This window comes from Chromobacterium sp. IRSSSOUMB001 (assembly GCF_023507765.1).
Lineage (GTDB): Bacteria > Pseudomonadota > Gammaproteobacteria > Burkholderiales > Chromobacteriaceae > Chromobacterium > Chromobacterium haemolyticum.
This window is the reverse complement of sequence record NZ_JALCYU010000004.1, coordinates 250,330-265,499: the sequence shown is the minus strand read 5'-3', so window position 1 is coordinate 265,499 and position 15,170 is coordinate 250,330. Positions and strand designations below refer to the sequence as shown.

14 protein-coding genes and 1 tRNA gene are annotated in these 15,170 nt (G+C 60.8%); 11 read left to right on the top strand and 4 right to left on the bottom strand.

Annotated features, from left to right (window positions below; genetic code table 11):
- Positions 1-94 precede the first annotated feature (94 nt).
- On the bottom strand, positions 95-643 hold the full coding sequence (locus MOV80_RS07275) for an adenine phosphoribosyltransferase (RefSeq protein WP_019103866.1): 549 nt from the start codon (positions 641-643) through the stop codon (positions 95-97).
- 103 nt (positions 644-746) lie between these two features.
- The gene (locus MOV80_RS07270) at positions 747-2,042 is read right to left on the bottom strand and encodes an NCS2 family permease (protein ID WP_019103867.1); all 1,296 of its coding nucleotides are present in this window, start codon (positions 2,040-2,042) and stop codon (positions 747-749) included.
- A gap of 165 nt (positions 2,043-2,207) precedes the next feature.
- Here MOV80_RS07270 and gmk point away from each other — a divergent pair, with 165 nt between their 5' ends.
- The 11 genes from gmk (at position 2,208) to MOV80_RS07215 (ending at position 12,427) form a co-directional block, all read left to right on the top strand.
- Positions 2,208-2,834, top strand: coding sequence for a guanylate kinase (gmk, locus tag MOV80_RS07265; protein ID WP_019103868.1), 627 nt, complete (start codon positions 2,208-2,210; stop codon positions 2,832-2,834).
- A gap of 117 nt (positions 2,835-2,951) precedes the next feature.
- Positions 2,952-3,158 carry a DNA-directed RNA polymerase subunit omega gene (rpoZ, locus tag MOV80_RS07260; RefSeq protein ID WP_019103869.1) on the top strand — a complete coding sequence of 69 codons (207 nt, stop codon included), beginning with the start codon at positions 2,952-2,954 and terminating at the stop codon, positions 3,156-3,158.
- A gap of 20 nt (positions 3,159-3,178) precedes the next feature.
- Positions 3,179-5,335 (top strand): bifunctional (p)ppGpp synthetase/guanosine-3',5'-bis(diphosphate) 3'-pyrophosphohydrolase, encoded by a 2,157-nt coding sequence (locus MOV80_RS07255; protein ID WP_019103870.1) that lies wholly within the window; start codon positions 3,179-3,181, stop codon positions 5,333-5,335.
- A gap of 1 nt (position 5,336) precedes the next feature.
- Entirely contained in the window at positions 5,337-5,540 is a 204-nt protein-coding gene (thiS, locus tag MOV80_RS07250; RefSeq protein ID WP_118268322.1) for a sulfur carrier protein ThiS, read from the top strand.
- 26 nt (positions 5,541-5,566) lie between these two features.
- Entirely contained in the window at positions 5,567-6,361 is a 795-nt protein-coding gene (locus MOV80_RS07245) for a thiazole synthase (protein ID WP_019103872.1), read from the top strand.
- 129 nt (positions 6,362-6,490) lie between these two features.
- Positions 6,491-6,703, top strand: a complete 213-nt coding sequence (gene rpsU, locus MOV80_RS07240) for a 30S ribosomal protein S21 (protein WP_039756346.1) — start codon at positions 6,491-6,493, stop codon at positions 6,701-6,703.
- Between the two features lie 189 nt (positions 6,704-6,892).
- Positions 6,893-7,339: a GatB/YqeY domain-containing protein gene (locus tag MOV80_RS07235; protein WP_249604964.1), complete on the top strand. Its 447-nt coding sequence runs from the start codon at positions 6,893-6,895 to the stop codon at positions 7,337-7,339.
- A 46-nt stretch (positions 7,340-7,385) separates the two neighbouring features.
- On the top strand, positions 7,386-9,170 hold the full coding sequence (gene dnaG, locus MOV80_RS07230) for a DNA primase (RefSeq protein WP_118268321.1): 1,785 nt from the start codon (positions 7,386-7,388) through the stop codon (positions 9,168-9,170).
- 164 nt (positions 9,171-9,334) lie between these two features.
- Positions 9,335-11,266, top strand: a complete 1,932-nt coding sequence (gene rpoD / locus MOV80_RS07225) for an RNA polymerase sigma factor RpoD (RefSeq protein ID WP_043591289.1) — start codon at positions 9,335-9,337, stop codon at positions 11,264-11,266.
- 109 nt (positions 11,267-11,375) lie between these two features.
- Positions 11,376-11,454: transfer RNA gene (locus MOV80_RS07220), tRNA-Ile, on the top strand.
- A 271-nt stretch (positions 11,455-11,725) separates the two neighbouring features.
- A complete protein-coding gene (locus tag MOV80_RS07215) occupies positions 11,726-12,427 on the top strand; it encodes an FCD domain-containing protein (protein WP_118268320.1) in 702 nt (233 codons plus the stop codon).
- 107 nt (positions 12,428-12,534) lie between these two features.
- On the opposite strand, the gene tyrS is transcribed toward MOV80_RS07215, so the two are convergent.
- Positions 12,535-13,809, bottom strand: a complete 1,275-nt coding sequence (gene tyrS, locus MOV80_RS07210) for a tyrosine--tRNA ligase (protein WP_249604963.1) — start codon at positions 13,807-13,809, stop codon at positions 12,535-12,537.
- Between the two features lie 71 nt (positions 13,810-13,880).
- Positions 13,881-15,110 (bottom strand): aromatic amino acid transport family protein, encoded by a 1,230-nt coding sequence (locus MOV80_RS07205; protein WP_249604962.1) that lies wholly within the window; start codon positions 15,108-15,110, stop codon positions 13,881-13,883.
- Positions 15,111-15,170 lie beyond the last annotated feature (60 nt).

The window sequence follows — 15,170 nt, the reverse complement described above, 5'->3', positions numbered from 1 at the left end:
TTTCACGACGGGTAGTCGATCGTAAACAGGTCTAGGTCGCGGCCAAACAAAAACGGAGCCCAAGGGCTCCGTTCGCATGGCGGGCGAATCCGGCTCAGTAAGCGCAGACGGTGAACAACTCCAGGCCGCCGTCGCGCACCAGCTTGCCGCCGCCCAGCTCGGGCAACTCAATGATGGCGGCGGCTTCCAACACGTCGGCGCCCATGCGCTTGAGCAGCTTGTAGCCGGCCATCATGGTGCCGCCGGTGGCCACCAGGTCGTCGATCAGGATTACGCGGTCGCCCGGCTTGCAGGCGTCGGTGTGCATTTCGACAGCGGCGTTGCCGTATTCCAGCTCGTATTCCTCTTCCACCGTGGTGAAAGGCAGCTTGCCGCGCTTGCGGATAGGCACGAAGCCTACGTTCAACTCGTAAGCCAGCACCGAGCCGATGATGAAGCCGCGCGCGTCCAGGCCGGCCACCAGGTCCACCTTCTCCATCATGTAGCGGTGCACATAGATGTCGATCAGCATGCGGAAGGTTTTGGGGTTCTGCAGCAGCGGGGTGATGTCGCGGAACATCACGCCTTGTTGCGGCCAGTTGGGCACAGTGCGGATCCAGCCTTTCAGATAGCTGGAGTAGTCGAGATTGCTAAGGTTTTCCATGGCCTTATTGTACTTCTAAATGAAGAGAATCGCCGCGCGGCCCACAAGAAAAAGCCCGCCGCGCAGCGCGGCAGGCTAGGAGTCCGCATCAATTATTGACGTTTCAGTGGAAGAAAGCCAGCTTGAAGATCCACAGCGCGGCGATGACCAGCACCGGCAGTTTCAGGTCGGAGAAACGACCGGCCAGGATCTTGATCACCGCATAGCTGATGAAGCCGAAGGCGATGCCGTCGGCGATGGAGAAAGTGAACGGCATCGCCAGGGCGGTCATCACCGCCGGCGCGGATTCCGTCAGATCGCTCCAGTCGATCTCGGCCAGGCCGCGCGCCATCAGCACCGCCACGTAGCACAGCGCCGGCGCGGTGGCGTAGGCGGGCACGGTGGCGGCCAAAGGCGACAGCCACAGCGAGGCCAGGAACAGCAACGCCACCACCATGGCGGTCAGGCCGGTGCGGCCGCCCACGGCGGTGCCGGCGGCGGATTCCACATAGGCGGTGGTGGACGAAGTACCCATCACCGCGCCGGCGGTGATCGCCACCGAATCAGCCAACAGCGCGCGCTTCAGGCGCGGCAATTTGCCGTCCTTGAGCAGGCCGGCGCGATGGGATACGCCCACCAAAGTGCCGGTGGTGTCGAACAGATCCACGAAGAAGAACACGAAGATCACGCCGATCAGGCCGGCTTGCAGCGCGCCGGCGATATCCATCTTCATGAAGGTGGGCGCCATGCTGGGCACCGGCGCCACCACGCCCTTGAACGGAGACAAGCCCATGGCGATGGACAGCACCGTCACCACCAGGATGCCGATGATGATGGAGCCCGGCACCTTGCGGTATTCCAGCGCCACGATCAGGAAGAAGCCCAGGACCGCCAGCAGGGTGGTGGGTTTGTGGATGTCGCCCAGGGTCAGATAGGTTTCCGGGTGCGGCGCGATCACGCCGGCGTTCTTCAGAGCGATGATGGCCAGGAACATGCCTACGCCGGCGGAAATGGCGAACTTCAGCGATTGCGGGATGGCGTTGACGATGGCCTCGCGCACGCGGAACAGGCTCACCGCCAGGAACACGATGCCGGAGATGAACACCGCGCCCAGCGCGGTTTCCCAGGACAGGCCCATGCCCTTGACCACGCTGAAGGTGAAGTAGGCGTTCAGACCCATGCCCGGCGCCAGCGCGATCGGGTAATTGGCCACCAGGCCCATGATGGCGGTGCCGAGGGCGGCGGCCAGACAGGTGGCGACGAAGACGGCGTTCAGGTCCATGCCGGTGCTCGACAGGATCAGCGGGTTGACCAGGATGATGTAAGCCATGGTCAGGAAGGTGGTAAAGCCGGCGATGACTTCGGTCTTCACCGTGGTGCCGTGTTCTTTCAGCTTGAAGAAGCTGTCAAGGAATTGCATGGCGAAACGCGCTCCAAAGGAGATAAGGTAGGAAAAAAACGAGCCATTTTATTCAGCCTGAAGAGATTTACCTAAATCTTGACGTGAAAATAACTTGGCGATTAACAGCAGACGCGCGCTTATGGTATTCTGGAGAATTACTCATTTGGCAGGAAGTACCTTTTCATGAGCCAGCCAACCGGTAATATCTTTATCGTGGTCGCTCCTTCCGGCGCGGGGAAAACCTCGCTGGTGGCGGCCTTGCTAGACGCGGAACCTTCCGTGGAGCTGTCCATTTCTTATAGCACGCGCGCGGCGCGCAAGGGCGAAGTGGACGGCAAGCATTACCATTTCGTCGATCAGGCGACGTTCAAGTCCATGATAGAGCGCGGCGATTTCCTCGAGTACGCGGAAGTCTACGGCAACTATTACGGCACCAGCGCGCCGTGGATACGCAGCCGTCTGGACGTGGGGCAGGACATCCTGCTGGAAATCGATTGGCAGGGCGCCGAGCAGGTGCGCAAGGTCTTTCCCGAGGCGATCGGCATCTTCATCGCGCCGCCGTCCATCGAAGAACTTGAGCGCCGTCTGCGCGGCCGCGCCACCGACAGCGAGGATGTGATCCGCCGCCGGCTGGCCTCCGCTCGCGCCGAGATCGACAAGATATCTGAGTACGACTACATCGTGGTCAACGATGATTTCGAACGCGCTCGCCTCGATCTGATCAGCGTGGTGCGCGCCAACCGGCTGCGCAGCGCCATCCAGTGCCGCAAGCTGGCCCCGATGCTGGCGCGGATGGGGCAGGGCGGCTGATCCGACCGTTTGTTGGTGAGTCGACTAAAATTTAGATATAGTGATCCCTCTGGGCGTTGTTGCCGCCGCAAGAACGGCGATCGACAATGCCCTTGGCAACTTTGAGAAAGAAAGCATATGGCCCGTATTACTGTTGACGATTGCCTGGACCGCATCCAGAACCGTTTCGACCTGACCCTGGCCGCGGCCTACCGCGCGCGTCAAGTGGCTTCCGGCGCCAGCCCCTTCGTTGAAGCTGGCCGCCATAAGCCCACCGTTGTCGCGCTGCGTGAAATCGCCGCCGGCCATGTCGGCAAGGAAGTTCTGAGCCGCGGCAAAGCCTGATTGCAAGTGGGTGGTGGGTTATGGCAACCGGCATCGAGGATGAAATCGACTATAACGCCCTGATCGACAGCGAAGCGCAAGCGTTTTTCGAGTCTGTCGCGCGTTATCTCAAGCCGGAGGACGTCCAGCTGTTGCGGCAGGCTTTCGAGGTCAGCCGCGCGGCGCACGAAGGGCAAACCCGCAAGAGCGGCGAACCTTACATCACCCACCCGCTGGCGGTGGCCGGCATGCTGGCCGAGTGGCGACTGGACGTGCAGGGGCTCGCCGCCGCATTGCTCCACGATGTGCTGGAAGACACCGGCGTCACCAAGCCGACGCTGATCGAAAAGTTCGGCAAGATCATCGCCGATCTGGTGGACGGCCTTTCCAAGTTGGAGAGGTTGGAATACCAGACCAAGGAAACCGCGCAAGCGGAAAGCTTCCGCAAAATGGTGCTGGCGATGGCGCGCGATATCCGCGTCATCATCGTCAAGCTGGCGGACCGCCTGCACAATATGCGCACGCTGGACTCGATGCGCGAAGACAAGCGGCGACGCATCGCGCTGGAAACCCTGGAGATCTACGCGCCGATCGCCAATCGCATCGGCCTCAACAAGGTTTACCGCGAACTCCAGGATCTGGCGTTCAAGCACCTGCATCCGCATCGCTACGGCGTGCTGTCCAAGGCGGTGCGCGCTGCGCGCGGTAACCGCCGCGAAGTGGTGACCAAGATTTTGCAGTCCGTCAGTCAGAAGCTGGTGCAAAGCAATATCGAAGCCACGATCAAGGGGCGGGAGAAAAACCTCTACAGCATCTACAAGAAAATGCAGGAAAAACACCTGTCGTTTTCCGAGGTGCTGGACATTTACGGCTTCCGCGTCGTCGTCAACGACATCCCGGGCTGTTACCTGGCGCTGGGCGCCTTGCACAGTCTGTACAAGCCGATTCCCGGCAAATTCAAGGATTACATCGCCATTCCCAAGGGCAATGGCTACCAGAGCCTGCACACCACCTTGTTCGGCCCCTATGGCACACCGGTGGAGATGCAGATCCGCACCCGCGAGATGAATAGCGTGGCCGAGGCCGGCGTGGCCTCGCACTGGATGTACAAGAGCGGCGATGGTGTTAACACCGCCCAGCAGCGCACCCATCAGTGGCTGCAGAAAATCATGGACATGCAGGAGGAGAGCGACGATCCGGTCGAATTCCTCGAGCATATCAAGATCGACCTGTTCCCGGACGAGGTCTACGTATTCACGCCCAAGGGCAAGATCATGGTGATGCCTCAGGGCGCGACGCCGGTGGACTTCGCCTACGCGGTGCACACCGACATCGGCCATCGCTGCATCGCCGCGCGCGTCAATCACGCGTTGGTGCCTTTGCGCACCGTGCTACGCAACGGCGATACCGTGGAAATCATTACCTCCACCCAGGCCAAGCCCAATCCGTCCTGGCTGACCTTCGTGCAGAGCGGGCGGGCGCGCTCCGGCATTCGCAACTATCTGAAGAGCCTGCAGCAGGAAGAGGCGGTGGGCTTGGGCGAGAAGCTGCTCAAGCAAGCGATAGGCGCGCTGGCGGTGACGCCGTTGGCGCTGAGCGATGAGCTGTGGGTGGAGTATCTGGCCGCTTTCGGCGAGAAGCTAGCTTCTCATCAAGACGTGCTGGCCGATATCGGCGCCGGCAAGCTGATGCCCATCGTGGTGGCGCGGCGCTTGCTGGAGCTGGCTGGCGAACGGCTGGGTGAGGAAGTGAAGGTGGGCCCCGTGACCATACGCGGCAACGAGGGCGGCATGGTGCAGCTGTCGCCGTGCTGCAACCCGCTGCCGGGCGACGAGATTCTAGGCGTGATCACCAAGGGCCAAGGCCTGGTCATCCACCGCAAGGGGTGTCCGAACGCGCGGCGGGCGGATCACGACAAGCTTCTCGACGTCAATTGGGAAGCGCAACGCGACCGTATGTTCGGCGTCACCGTTGGCGTGTTGTCCCGCAACGAGCGCGGCGCGCTGGCGGATATCGCCACCGCGATCTCGCAGGCTTCGGCCAATATCGAAAGCGCCGACACCCAGGACAGCAGCCGCGATGGCGACGGTCTGTTCAATATCCACTTCCGCTTGCAGGTGGAGGGCGTCGAGCACCTGGAGCGGGTGCTGAGCGCTATTCGCGTGCTGCCGGTGGTGCAGCGCGTGCAACGGAGATGAGATGCTGAAACTCAAGATCAACGGCGAGGGCCGCGAACTGGCCGACGTAGCCAACGTGGCCGAGCTGGTGGCGGCGCTGGACCTTACCGGCAAGCGCGTAGCGCTGGAAAAGAATGGCGAGATCGTGCCGCGCAGCCAGTATCCGGCTACCGGGCTGGTCGACGGCGACGAACTCGAAATCGTGGTGGCCGTCGGCGGAGGCTGAGCGGCAAAGCTGATAGAGGTGCAGGAGTGGCGGATCAACTGATCATCGCAGGCAAGGCTTACAATTCGCGTTTGCTGGTGGGGACCGGCAAGTATCGGGATTTTGAGGAGACGGCGCAGGCGCTTGACGCGTCGGGAACGGAAATCGTCACCGTCGCCATTCGCCGAGTCAACCTGGGGCAGAACGCCGGCGAACCCAATTTGCTGGACTTTTTGCCCAAAAACCGGTATAACCTTCTCCCCAACACGGCGGGATGTTATTCCGCCGTCGATGCCATTCGCACTTTGCGCCTGGCCAGAGAGCTTCTGGACGACCATCGTTTTGTAAAGCTGGAAGTGCTGGGCGATCCGAATACCTTGTTCCCCAACGTCAAGGAAACCCTTAAAGCGGCTGAAGTATTGGTGGCCGAGGGGTTCGACGTCATGGTGTATACCTCGGATGATCCCATTATCGCCCGCGAGTTGGAGCAAATAGGCTGCTGCGCCATCATGCCGCTGGCCAGCTTGATTGGCTCCGGGATGGGGATTCTGAATCCGTGGAATTTGAAGTTGATTATTGAGCAGTCCAAGGTTCCCGTGCTGGTTGACGCCGGCGTCGGCACCGCGTCCGACGCGGCAATCGCGATGGAACTGGGCTGCGATGGCGTGCTGATGAACACCGCGATTGCCGCCGCGCAACAACCGGTGTTGATGGCGCACGCCATGAAACAGGCTGTAGAAGCAGGCCGCTCGGCATATCTTGCCGGCCGGATGCCGAAACGTTTTTATAGTGCAGTACCTAGTTCTCCTAGTGAGGGGGTGATTTCTTCCGTCAAGCCGTGATGCGTAAAGCGCCACAGATTGCTTGGTCGGAACGCTTCAGACTTTTCCAAACCGCGTAACGTTGTTAAAATGCTGTTTTTTATAGCCCCAGTCACGTCTGGGCGCTAGGAACTAAGGATACTAGATTCAATGCCGAACATTCGTGTTAAAGAGAACGAGCCGTTTGAAGTTGCAATGCGTCGCTTCAAGCGCGCGGTGGAAAAAACCGGTCTGCTGACCGAACTGCGCGCCCGCGAGTTCTACGAAAAACCGACTGCCGAGCGCAAGCGCAAGCACGCCGCTGCTGTTAAGCGCCACTACAAGCGCATCCGCAGCCAAATGCTGCCGCCGAAACTCTACTAAGAGTTCGTCTGGTCAGTAAGCAGGACCGCAGGCCTAGCCTGCGGTTTTGCCATTTGTAGTTCCCCGTTAGCAGACTCTGACGGCATGGGTTTTGAGCTTTTCAAAACCAATGTCATCAGGGTTTGACTCTCTCTCAAGTGCGCACTCGCCGCCCGCGACGGGTGGCGGTCATCTTCCGGAAAGCAAGCAATGAGCCTCAAGCAGCGAATCAGCGACGACATGAAATCTGCAATGAAAGCGCGGGAAAGCGACAAACTGGCGGCCATCCGCCTGTTGCTGGCGGCCATCAAGCAGAAGGAAGTGGACGAGCGGGTGGAGCTGGACGACGCCGGCGTTGTGGCCGTCATCGACAAGATGCTCAAGCAGCGCCGTGATTCGATCAGCCAGTACGAGGCGGCTCAGCGCCAGGACCTGGCCGACAAGGAAAAATTCGAGATGGACGTGCTGATGGCCTATATGCCGCAGCAACTGTCCGCCGAGGAGATTGATGTTCTGGCGGCCAAGGCCGTCGCCGACAGCGGCGCCGCCGGCATGCAGGACATGGGCAAGGTTATGGGGCTTCTGCGGCCGCAATTGGCCGGCCGTGCCGACATGGCGCAGGTGTCCGCCAGCATCAAGGCCAAGCTGGCCGGTTGAGCCCGCTTCGGGCCGCTTTGTCGGCCCGAGCCAACGGTGACCTTGCTTGATCCCTCAGGATTTTGTTGATCAGTTGTTGTCCCGCGTCGATATCGTCGACGTGGTGGATCGTTACGTCCCTTTGAAAAAGGGTGGCCAGAACTATCTGGCCTGCTGCCCGTTTCATAAGGAAAAGTCGCCGTCGTTCACGGTGAGTCCGTCCAAGCAGTTTTATCACTGCTTTGGCTGCGGCGCTCACGGTTCGGCCATCGGCTTCGTGATGGAATACCAAGGGCTGGGCTTCGTCGACGCCGTGAAGCTGCTGGCGGAAGGCATCGGCATGCAGGTGCCGGACAGCCGCGCTCACGCCAATCCAGAGGCCAGCCGCGCCGCGCGCGAACGCAAACTGTCGCTGGAGCAGATAATGCAAATGGCGGCAGGCTACTACAAACAGCAGCTGAAGTCCGCGCCCAACGCCATTTCCTATCTGAAAGGCCGGGGTTTGAGCGGCGAAGTGGCCGGTCGCTTCGGCCTTGGCTTCGCCCCGGACGGCTGGCAGAACCTGGATACGGTTTTTCCGGATTACCAGGACGACAAGCTGGTCGATACCGGCTTGGTCATCGTCAACGAAGAGAAGGGCCAGCGTTACGACCGATTCCGCGATCGGGTGATGTTCCCAATCCGCAACCAGCGCGGCGCCATCATCGGCTTCGGCGGCCGGGTGATGGGCAAGGGCGAGCCCAAGTACCTGAACTCGCCGGAAACGCCTTTGTTCGAGAAGGGCCGGGAACTGTACGGCCTCTACGAGGCGCGCCAGGCGATACGGGATAAAAACCGCGTGCTGGTGGTCGAAGGCTATATGGATGTGGTGGCGCTGGCTCAGTTTGGAGTCGGCTATGCGGTGGCCACGCTGGGTACCGCCACCACCGGCGAACACGTGCGCAAGTTGATGCGCCACGCCGACCAAGTTTACTTCTGTTTCGATGGTGATAAGGCTGGCCAAAAGGCCGCCTGGCGAGCGCTGGAAAACAGCCTGCCGCAATTGCAGGATGGCAAGGCGCTGAATTTTCTGTTCCTGCCGCAGGAACATGACCCGGACAGCTATATCCGCGAGTTCGGCGCCGAGGCCTTTGAAAAAGTATTGGAAGAGCAGAGCTTGCCTCTGTCCGTTTACTTCACCCGCGAATTGTGTCGCGAGGTGAACCTGACCACGCCGGAAGGCAAGGCCGATCTGATCCGTCAGGCCGCGCCCCTTCTGGCGCAGATTGCCGCTCCGGCCCTGGGCTTCATCATCAAGAAAAGACTGGCGGAACTCGCCGGTGTGGATGTCGACGAATTCGACATGTTGACGACGGGCCAACGGAAGTCGGAGCGCAAAGGCAAGCGGGAGCACCGTTTGCCGGAGGTATCGCATCGCCCGCCACAGTCCTCCATGGTGACGCGCCTGATCAAATGGCTGCTATTGAACCCTGGTTGGGCCGGCGATGTGCGTTTGCCGGACAGTATGGCACTGTCCGACGAGCTTGCCTGCTTTGCCATGTTGGCCGAATGCGTGCAAGGGCACGACCAGCCGCCGAATACGGCGCAATTGATGGAAAGCCTGCGCGGCACTCCATACGAAGGGCTGGTGGATAGTGTTCTGCAGCAGGCCATGCAGGACCCGGACGAGTTCGCCGATCCCAGCGAGGAGGATAGACAGCAGTTTCAGGACGGCGCTGCCAAGCTCCTGAAAATGCTGCATCAAACTCAGGTGGAACGGCTAAAACAAAAGGACCGGAACGAAGGCCTGACTCCGGAAGAAGTCAGATTGCTAGGGGAATTGCTGCGGGATTTGCTGGCGCCAAACGCTTGACGATGTCGCCGCCCCGGCAGATTGCCGAGCAGTCGGGCGCGCGCGCCGGATTGCCGAAAGCGATGCCGTGGTTTTAAAAGCGCCCCGCAGGGCTACACAAACAGCGTTGTTTGCTTGTGTTATTATCAACTGTTTTTTTCGGCTTATTTCAAGCAGGAAGCGAAATGGCGGCCTCTCCCGAAAATCAAAAAGACGTGCAGGAAAACGAAACCGAAGTGATGAGCCTGGAAGAGCAGCGTAAACGCCTGCGCCAGCTGATCGCCTTGGGTAAAGAGCGTGGGTATCTGACCTACGCGGAAATCAACGACCACCTGCCGGAAGACGTGTCCGACGCAGAGCAGATCGAAAACATCATCACGATGATTTCCGGTCTGGGCATCCAGGTTTACGACGAAGCGCCGGATGCGGACACCCTGCTGATGTCCGACGCCACTCCGCCGGTGGCCGATGAAGACGCCGTGGAAGAAGCCGAAGCGGCGCTGTCCTCGGTGGATTCCGAATTTGGCCGCACCACGGATCCGGTGCGCATGTATATGCGCGAAATGGGTTCGGTGGAGTTGCTGACCCGCGAAGGCGAGATCGAAATCGCCAAGCGGATCGAAGACGGCCTGAAGTACATGATCCAGGCGATTTCGGCTTGTCCGGGCACCATCGCCGAAGTGTTGGAGCTGGTGGAACGCGTCGGCCGCGACGAAGTGCGCGTGGACGAGGTGGTTGACGGCTTCATCGATCTGAACGCGCCGTCCGAGGAGGAGGCCGCGTTCGCCGCGCAGGCGGACGAGGACGAGTTGCTCGACGCTGAGGCCGAAGAGGAAGAGGAAGAAGAGGAGGAGGAAGGCGATGCCGCCGACGCCGCCGGTATCAACCTCGAAGAGCTGAAGCAGCATGCACTGGAGCACTTCGCCGGCGTGCGCATGTTGTTTGACAAGATGGTCAAGGTGCTCTCCGCCAAGGGTGCGCAGAGTAAGGAATACCTGGAGCTGCAAGACGCGATCACCACGGAGTTCATGCTGGTGCGCTTCTCCACCCGCCAAGTGGAAAGCCTGTGCGACTCGCTGCGCAGCCGCGTCAACGAAATCCGCACTTACGAGCGCGACATCCAGGATATCTGTGTCAGCCGCGTGCGCATGGAGCGTGCTCACTTCATCAAGGTGTTCCCGGGCAACGAGACCAATCTTGATTGGGTGGAAAACGAGATCCATTCGGGCAAGGGCTGGGCGGAGGCGTTGACCCGCTTCAAACACGCGATCATCGAGAAGCAGACCAAGCTGTCCGAGTTGCAAGATCGTGCGATGCTGCCGATCAAGGCGCTTAAGGAAATCAATCGCCAGATGTCGGCGGGCGAATCCAAGGCGCGCCGCGCCAAGAAAGAGATGATCGAGGCCAACCTGCGTCTGGTGATCTCCATCGCCAAGAAGTACACCAACCGCGGCCTGCAGTTCCTCGATCTGATCCAGGAAGGCAATATCGGTTTGATGAAGGCGGTGGACAAGTTCGAATACCGCCGCGGCTACAAGTTCTCGACCTACGCCACCTGGTGGATTCGCCAGGCGATCACCCGCTCCATCGCGGACCAGGCGCGCACCATTCGTATTCCGGTGCACATGATCGAGACCATCAACAAGATGAATCGCATCAGCCGTCAGATTCTGCAGGAAACCGGCCATGAGCCGGACCCGGCCGAGCTGGCGGAAAAGATGGAGATGCCGGAAGAGAAGATTCGCAAGATCATGAAGATTTCCAAGGAGCCCATCTCCATGGAAACCCCGATCGGCGACGACGACGATTCCCATCTTGGCGATTTCATCGAAGACCAGAACAACCTGGCGCCGTCCGACGCTGCGATGTATTCCAGCCTGAAGGACGCCACCAAGGAAGTGCTGGACACGCTGACCCCGCGTGAGGCCAAGGTGTTGCGCATGCGTTTTGGCATCGACATGAACACCGACCACACGCTGGAAGAGGTGGGCAAGCAGTTCGACGTGACTCGCGAGCGCATCCGCCAGATCGAAGCCAAGGCTCTGCGCAAGCTGCGTCACCCGACCCGTTCGGAACGCCTGCGCAGCTTCCTGGACAACGAGCCGGGCGGTCAGTGATTCGATGTGACGCCGGTTTAGGCTAACAGCCTGCGCCGGACGAAAACCCCAAGCCGTCGGTATTAGACGCTTGGGGTTTTGCTTTTGGGCTGTTATAATGCGCAGCTCTGGGCCTCTAGCTCATGCTTGGTTAGAGCAGCGGACTCATAATCCGTTGGTGCGGGGTTCGACTCCCCGGGGGCCCACCAAGACTTCCTCGCTAAACACGGCGGTTCTTGGCGATTCAAATCAGAAGCCGACGCTTAGGTCGGCTTTTTGTTTTGGTCGGCCGCCCCGTTATTGCCACCTCGCCCGTCTCTTTGTTGAATGCTTCCCTGATTGCGGATTTCCATGCCGGATAGGCGTAGCTTTTAGCTATTTCCCCCCTGTTCCGATGGGGAAAATCAATATGCGACGTCGTTTTCAGTTACTATCTAGCGTTTCGCGCGCTATTGCGCGCTCTCATGTGGAAAAAACCGAATGCCACAGAAGGAAAAAAAGGCGGCAAGCAGTAACGCCACATTGGCCGACAAGGTATTCCAGGAGTTGCGACGGGACATTCTGTTGGGCGTATACCGCCCGTCGCAGAAATTGCTGTTGCATGACCTCAAGGCGCGTTACGACGCCGGAGGCTCTCCGATCCGGGAAGCGCTGTTGCGCCTGAGCTGGTGCAAATACGTGGTGATGGAGCCGCAGCGCGGTTTTTGGGTGGCGCCGATTTCCCGCCATGAGCTTTACGACATTCTGCTGGTGCGCCGAGTGCTGGCGGAGGAGGCGGTGCGCCGCTCGCTGGAGCAGGGAGACGAGGCGTGGGAACTGGAGGTGTTGGCCAGCTACCACCGTTTGAGCCGAATAGATCTGAACGACGTGGATGTGGATCTTCAGGACTGGGCGGACCGCCACATGGCGTTCCACTTGGCCATCATCAGCGGCAGCCACTCGCCGGTGATTGTGGAGATGATGGAGTCCTTGTACAACCGCTTGGAGCGCTATCGGCATATCTGGTTTGATCCGGCTTTGCCGTCCTCCAAGCGTTACAGCGACGAGGGCGAGCATCAGGCCATCATGCAGGCCGTGTTGGCCAGGGATGCGGACCGGACCTTGCAATTGCTGGATCAGCACTATTCCCACGTGATGCAGGTGGTGGAAGGATTGAGCACGGAAGCCTTCCAGCCCCGCTAGCTCGCTGGCCGATTCGAGGCCGGCAGCCCCGCCCGTTCGCCGTCAGGCTTGGGGCGGGGCGAGCCCGGCGCTTCAGCGTCCGGGCCGTTTCACGCGGTTTCTCGCGTTTATTCCCAAATCAACAGACAGTACTGTTTCTTGCCGCGCCGCAACAAGGTATAGCGTTGATGGCGGCGATCGGCCTGTTCCAGCCGAGCTTCCAGCGCCTCCGTTCTGGCGCCGTTAACGCTGACCGCGCCGCTTTGCAGCAGCGTGCGGGCCTCGCTTTTGGACGCGGCCAGGCCGCTGGCCGCCAAGGCGTCGATTAGCGGGGTGGATTGCGGCGGCAGGGTCAGCCGCGGCATGCCGTCCTGGGCCAGTTGAGCAAAGTCCGCGGCGCTGAGGCCTTCCACGTCGTTGTCGAACAGACTAAGCGTGATCCGCTGAGCGGCGGCGAGCGCGGCCGGACCGTGCACCAGCTCGGTGACTTGCTCGGCCAGGATGCGCTGAGCCCGTGGCTTGCCGCCGGAGGCGCGGTCTTCGGCCTCGATGGCCTGGATCTCTTCATTGGACAAAAAGGTGAAGTAGCGCAGAAAGCGGTAGACGTCGGCGTCGGCCGCGCCCAGCCAGAACTGGTAGAAGGCGTAGGGCGAGCACTTGTTAGGGTCCAGCCAGACCGCGTTGCCTTCGCTCTTGCCGAACTTGGTGCCATCGCTATTGGTGATCAAGGGCATGGTCAGGCCGAAGGCCTGCTGCTGGTTCACCCGTCTGACCAGGTCGACGCCGGCGGTGATGTTGCCCCATTGGTCGGAGCCGCCGATCTGCAGCTTGCAGCCGAAACGGCGGTTCAGTTCAACGTAGTCGTGGCTCTGGAGCAGGCTGTAGGCGAACTCGGTGAAGGAGATGCCGACATCGTCGCGGTGGATCCGCTGCTGTACGGATTCCTTCTTGATCATGGCGTTGACTGAGAAATGCTTGCCGACATCGCGGAGGAAATCCAGCGCGCTCATGCTGGCGAACCATTCGTGGTTGTTGGCCATCAGCGCGGCGTTGTCGCCTTCGAAGCGGAGGAAGGGCTCCACCTGGCGGCGGATCTTGTCCACCCAGCCGGCCACCACCTCCGCGGTGTTGAGTTTGCGCTCGCTGGCCTTGAAGCTGGGGTCGCCTATCATCCCGGTGGCGCCGCCGACCAGGGCGATAGGGCGGTGCCCGGCCATCTGGAAGCGCTTGAGCAGCAGCAGCGGCACCAAGTGTCCGAGGTGCAGGCTGTCGGCGGTGGGGTCGAAGCCGCAGTACAGGGTGACCGTTTCCCGGGACAGCAGCGCGTCGAGCGCGTCCGCGTCGGTGGCCTGCGCGATCAGGCCGCGTTGCTGCAGATCCCGGATCAGGGTCGATTGCTTCATTTCGTTTACCTCCATGATTGCGGCGCGCGGCCGTGCTGGCCGCGCGTCCGGACGACGGCGCGGAGGCGCCGTCAGAACACGGGCAGCAGTCCTTGCATCACCAGGATCTGGAACAAGATGATGGCGAGGCCGGAACCGCCTATCGCCCAGTGCAGGGTGCCGCCGCCGCTGACCTGGTAGCCGGGACGGTAGTTGTCCTGGCGGCGCAGTTTGATCAGGGCCAGCGCCGGGAACAGGATGGCGAGCACCACCAGGAAAATGGCGGCGGCGCCCAGCGCGGCGACGAAGCCGCCGGGGAAGAACAGCGCGAAGCCCAGCGGCGGCAGATAAGTGATCAGCGCGGTTTGCAGCCGCTGCCGCAGGCTGTCGCCGCGTTTCAGAGTGCTGGCCATGGCGTCGAACAAGCCGAGCGATACGCAAAGATAGGAAGTGAACAGCGCGATGGACGAGAAGGCGGACAGCAGGGATGGCACTTGCGGCGTGGGCACCAGCGCGTGGAATTCGTCCAGAAACATGCCCACCGATCCATTATGGGCCGAGATCGCCTGGAAGCTGTGGCTGCCATAGCGCGGCAGCGTGCCCAGGGTGTTGAACACCCACAGCAGGTAGACGCCCATGGGGATCAGGCTGCCGGCGATGAAGACGTTGCGCAGCGTGCGAGGCTGGTCGCGGCCCAGGTATTTGACCATGCTGGGCACGCTGCCGTGAAACCCGAAGGCGGTCAGAAACATGGGAATGGCCGCCAGCATGTATTTGGCCGAATCCGTGCTTTCCGACAGATTGCCGGTGTCGACGTAGGGCTGGATAACCGCGCTTAGCGCCAGAAAGATCAGGATGTTCAGGCTGAACAGCAGCCGGTTGACCTTGTCCACCGCCGTGGTGCTGGCGAAGACGATGCCGCCGATCAGGACGGTGAAGACCAGCGAGACCTGGGCTGGAGACAGGCTTAGGCCCAGGTACTGGTGCAGACTGGATTGATAGGTGGAGCCGCCGCCGGAGATATAGGCGGAGGAGAGCGCGTAGAGCAAGAGCAGCAGGCTGGTGTTGATCAGATAGCTGCCCTTGGCCTTGAACAGCGAGCGGGCGATGGCGTCGAAGCCGTAGCCTTCGGGAAAAGACAAGCAGACCTCCAGCAGCATCAGGCCGGTGTAGGTCATCAACGCCCAGATCAGAAACAGAGTCAGGCAGGCGTAGCCGAAACCCATGCCAGCGGACACCAGCGGCAGCGCCAGCATGCCGGCGCCCAGCATGGTGCCGGAAATCAGCAAGGTGGCCCCTATGGCCTTGAAATTGACTTGCATGTGGAATCCTCAACCATCCTTGATGAAGAGAAGGATGCGTTCGTAAAAACCGGACAAACT

Coding starts and splice junctions, on each gene's coding strand:
- MOV80_RS07275 (WP_019103866.1), bottom strand. CDS start 643: ATGGAAAACCTTAGCAATCTCGACTACTCCAGCTATCTGAAAGGCTGG.
- MOV80_RS07270 (WP_019103867.1), bottom strand. CDS start 2,042: ATGCAATTCCTTGACAGCTTCTTCAAGCTGAAAGAACACGGCACCACG.
- gmk (WP_019103868.1), top strand. CDS start 2,208: ATGAGCCAGCCAACCGGTAATATCTTTATCGTGGTCGCTCCTTCCGGC.
- rpoZ (WP_019103869.1), top strand. CDS start 2,952: ATGGCCCGTATTACTGTTGACGATTGCCTGGACCGCATCCAGAACCGT.
- MOV80_RS07255 (WP_019103870.1), top strand. CDS start 3,179: ATGGCAACCGGCATCGAGGATGAAATCGACTATAACGCCCTGATCGAC.
- thiS (WP_118268322.1), top strand. CDS start 5,337: ATGCTGAAACTCAAGATCAACGGCGAGGGCCGCGAACTGGCCGACGTA.
- rpsU (WP_039756346.1), top strand. CDS start 6,491: ATGCCGAACATTCGTGTTAAAGAGAACGAGCCGTTTGAAGTTGCAATG.
- MOV80_RS07235 (WP_249604964.1), top strand. CDS start 6,893: ATGAGCCTCAAGCAGCGAATCAGCGACGACATGAAATCTGCAATGAAA.
- rpoD (WP_043591289.1), top strand. CDS start 9,335: ATGGCGGCCTCTCCCGAAAATCAAAAAGACGTGCAGGAAAACGAAACC.
- MOV80_RS07215 (WP_118268320.1), top strand. CDS start 11,726: ATGCCACAGAAGGAAAAAAAGGCGGCAAGCAGTAACGCCACATTGGCC.
- tyrS (WP_249604963.1), bottom strand. CDS start 13,809: ATGAAGCAATCGACCCTGATCCGGGATCTGCAGCAACGCGGCCTGATC.
- MOV80_RS07205 (WP_249604962.1), bottom strand. CDS start 15,110: ATGCAAGTCAATTTCAAGGCCATAGGGGCCACCTTGCTGATTTCCGGC.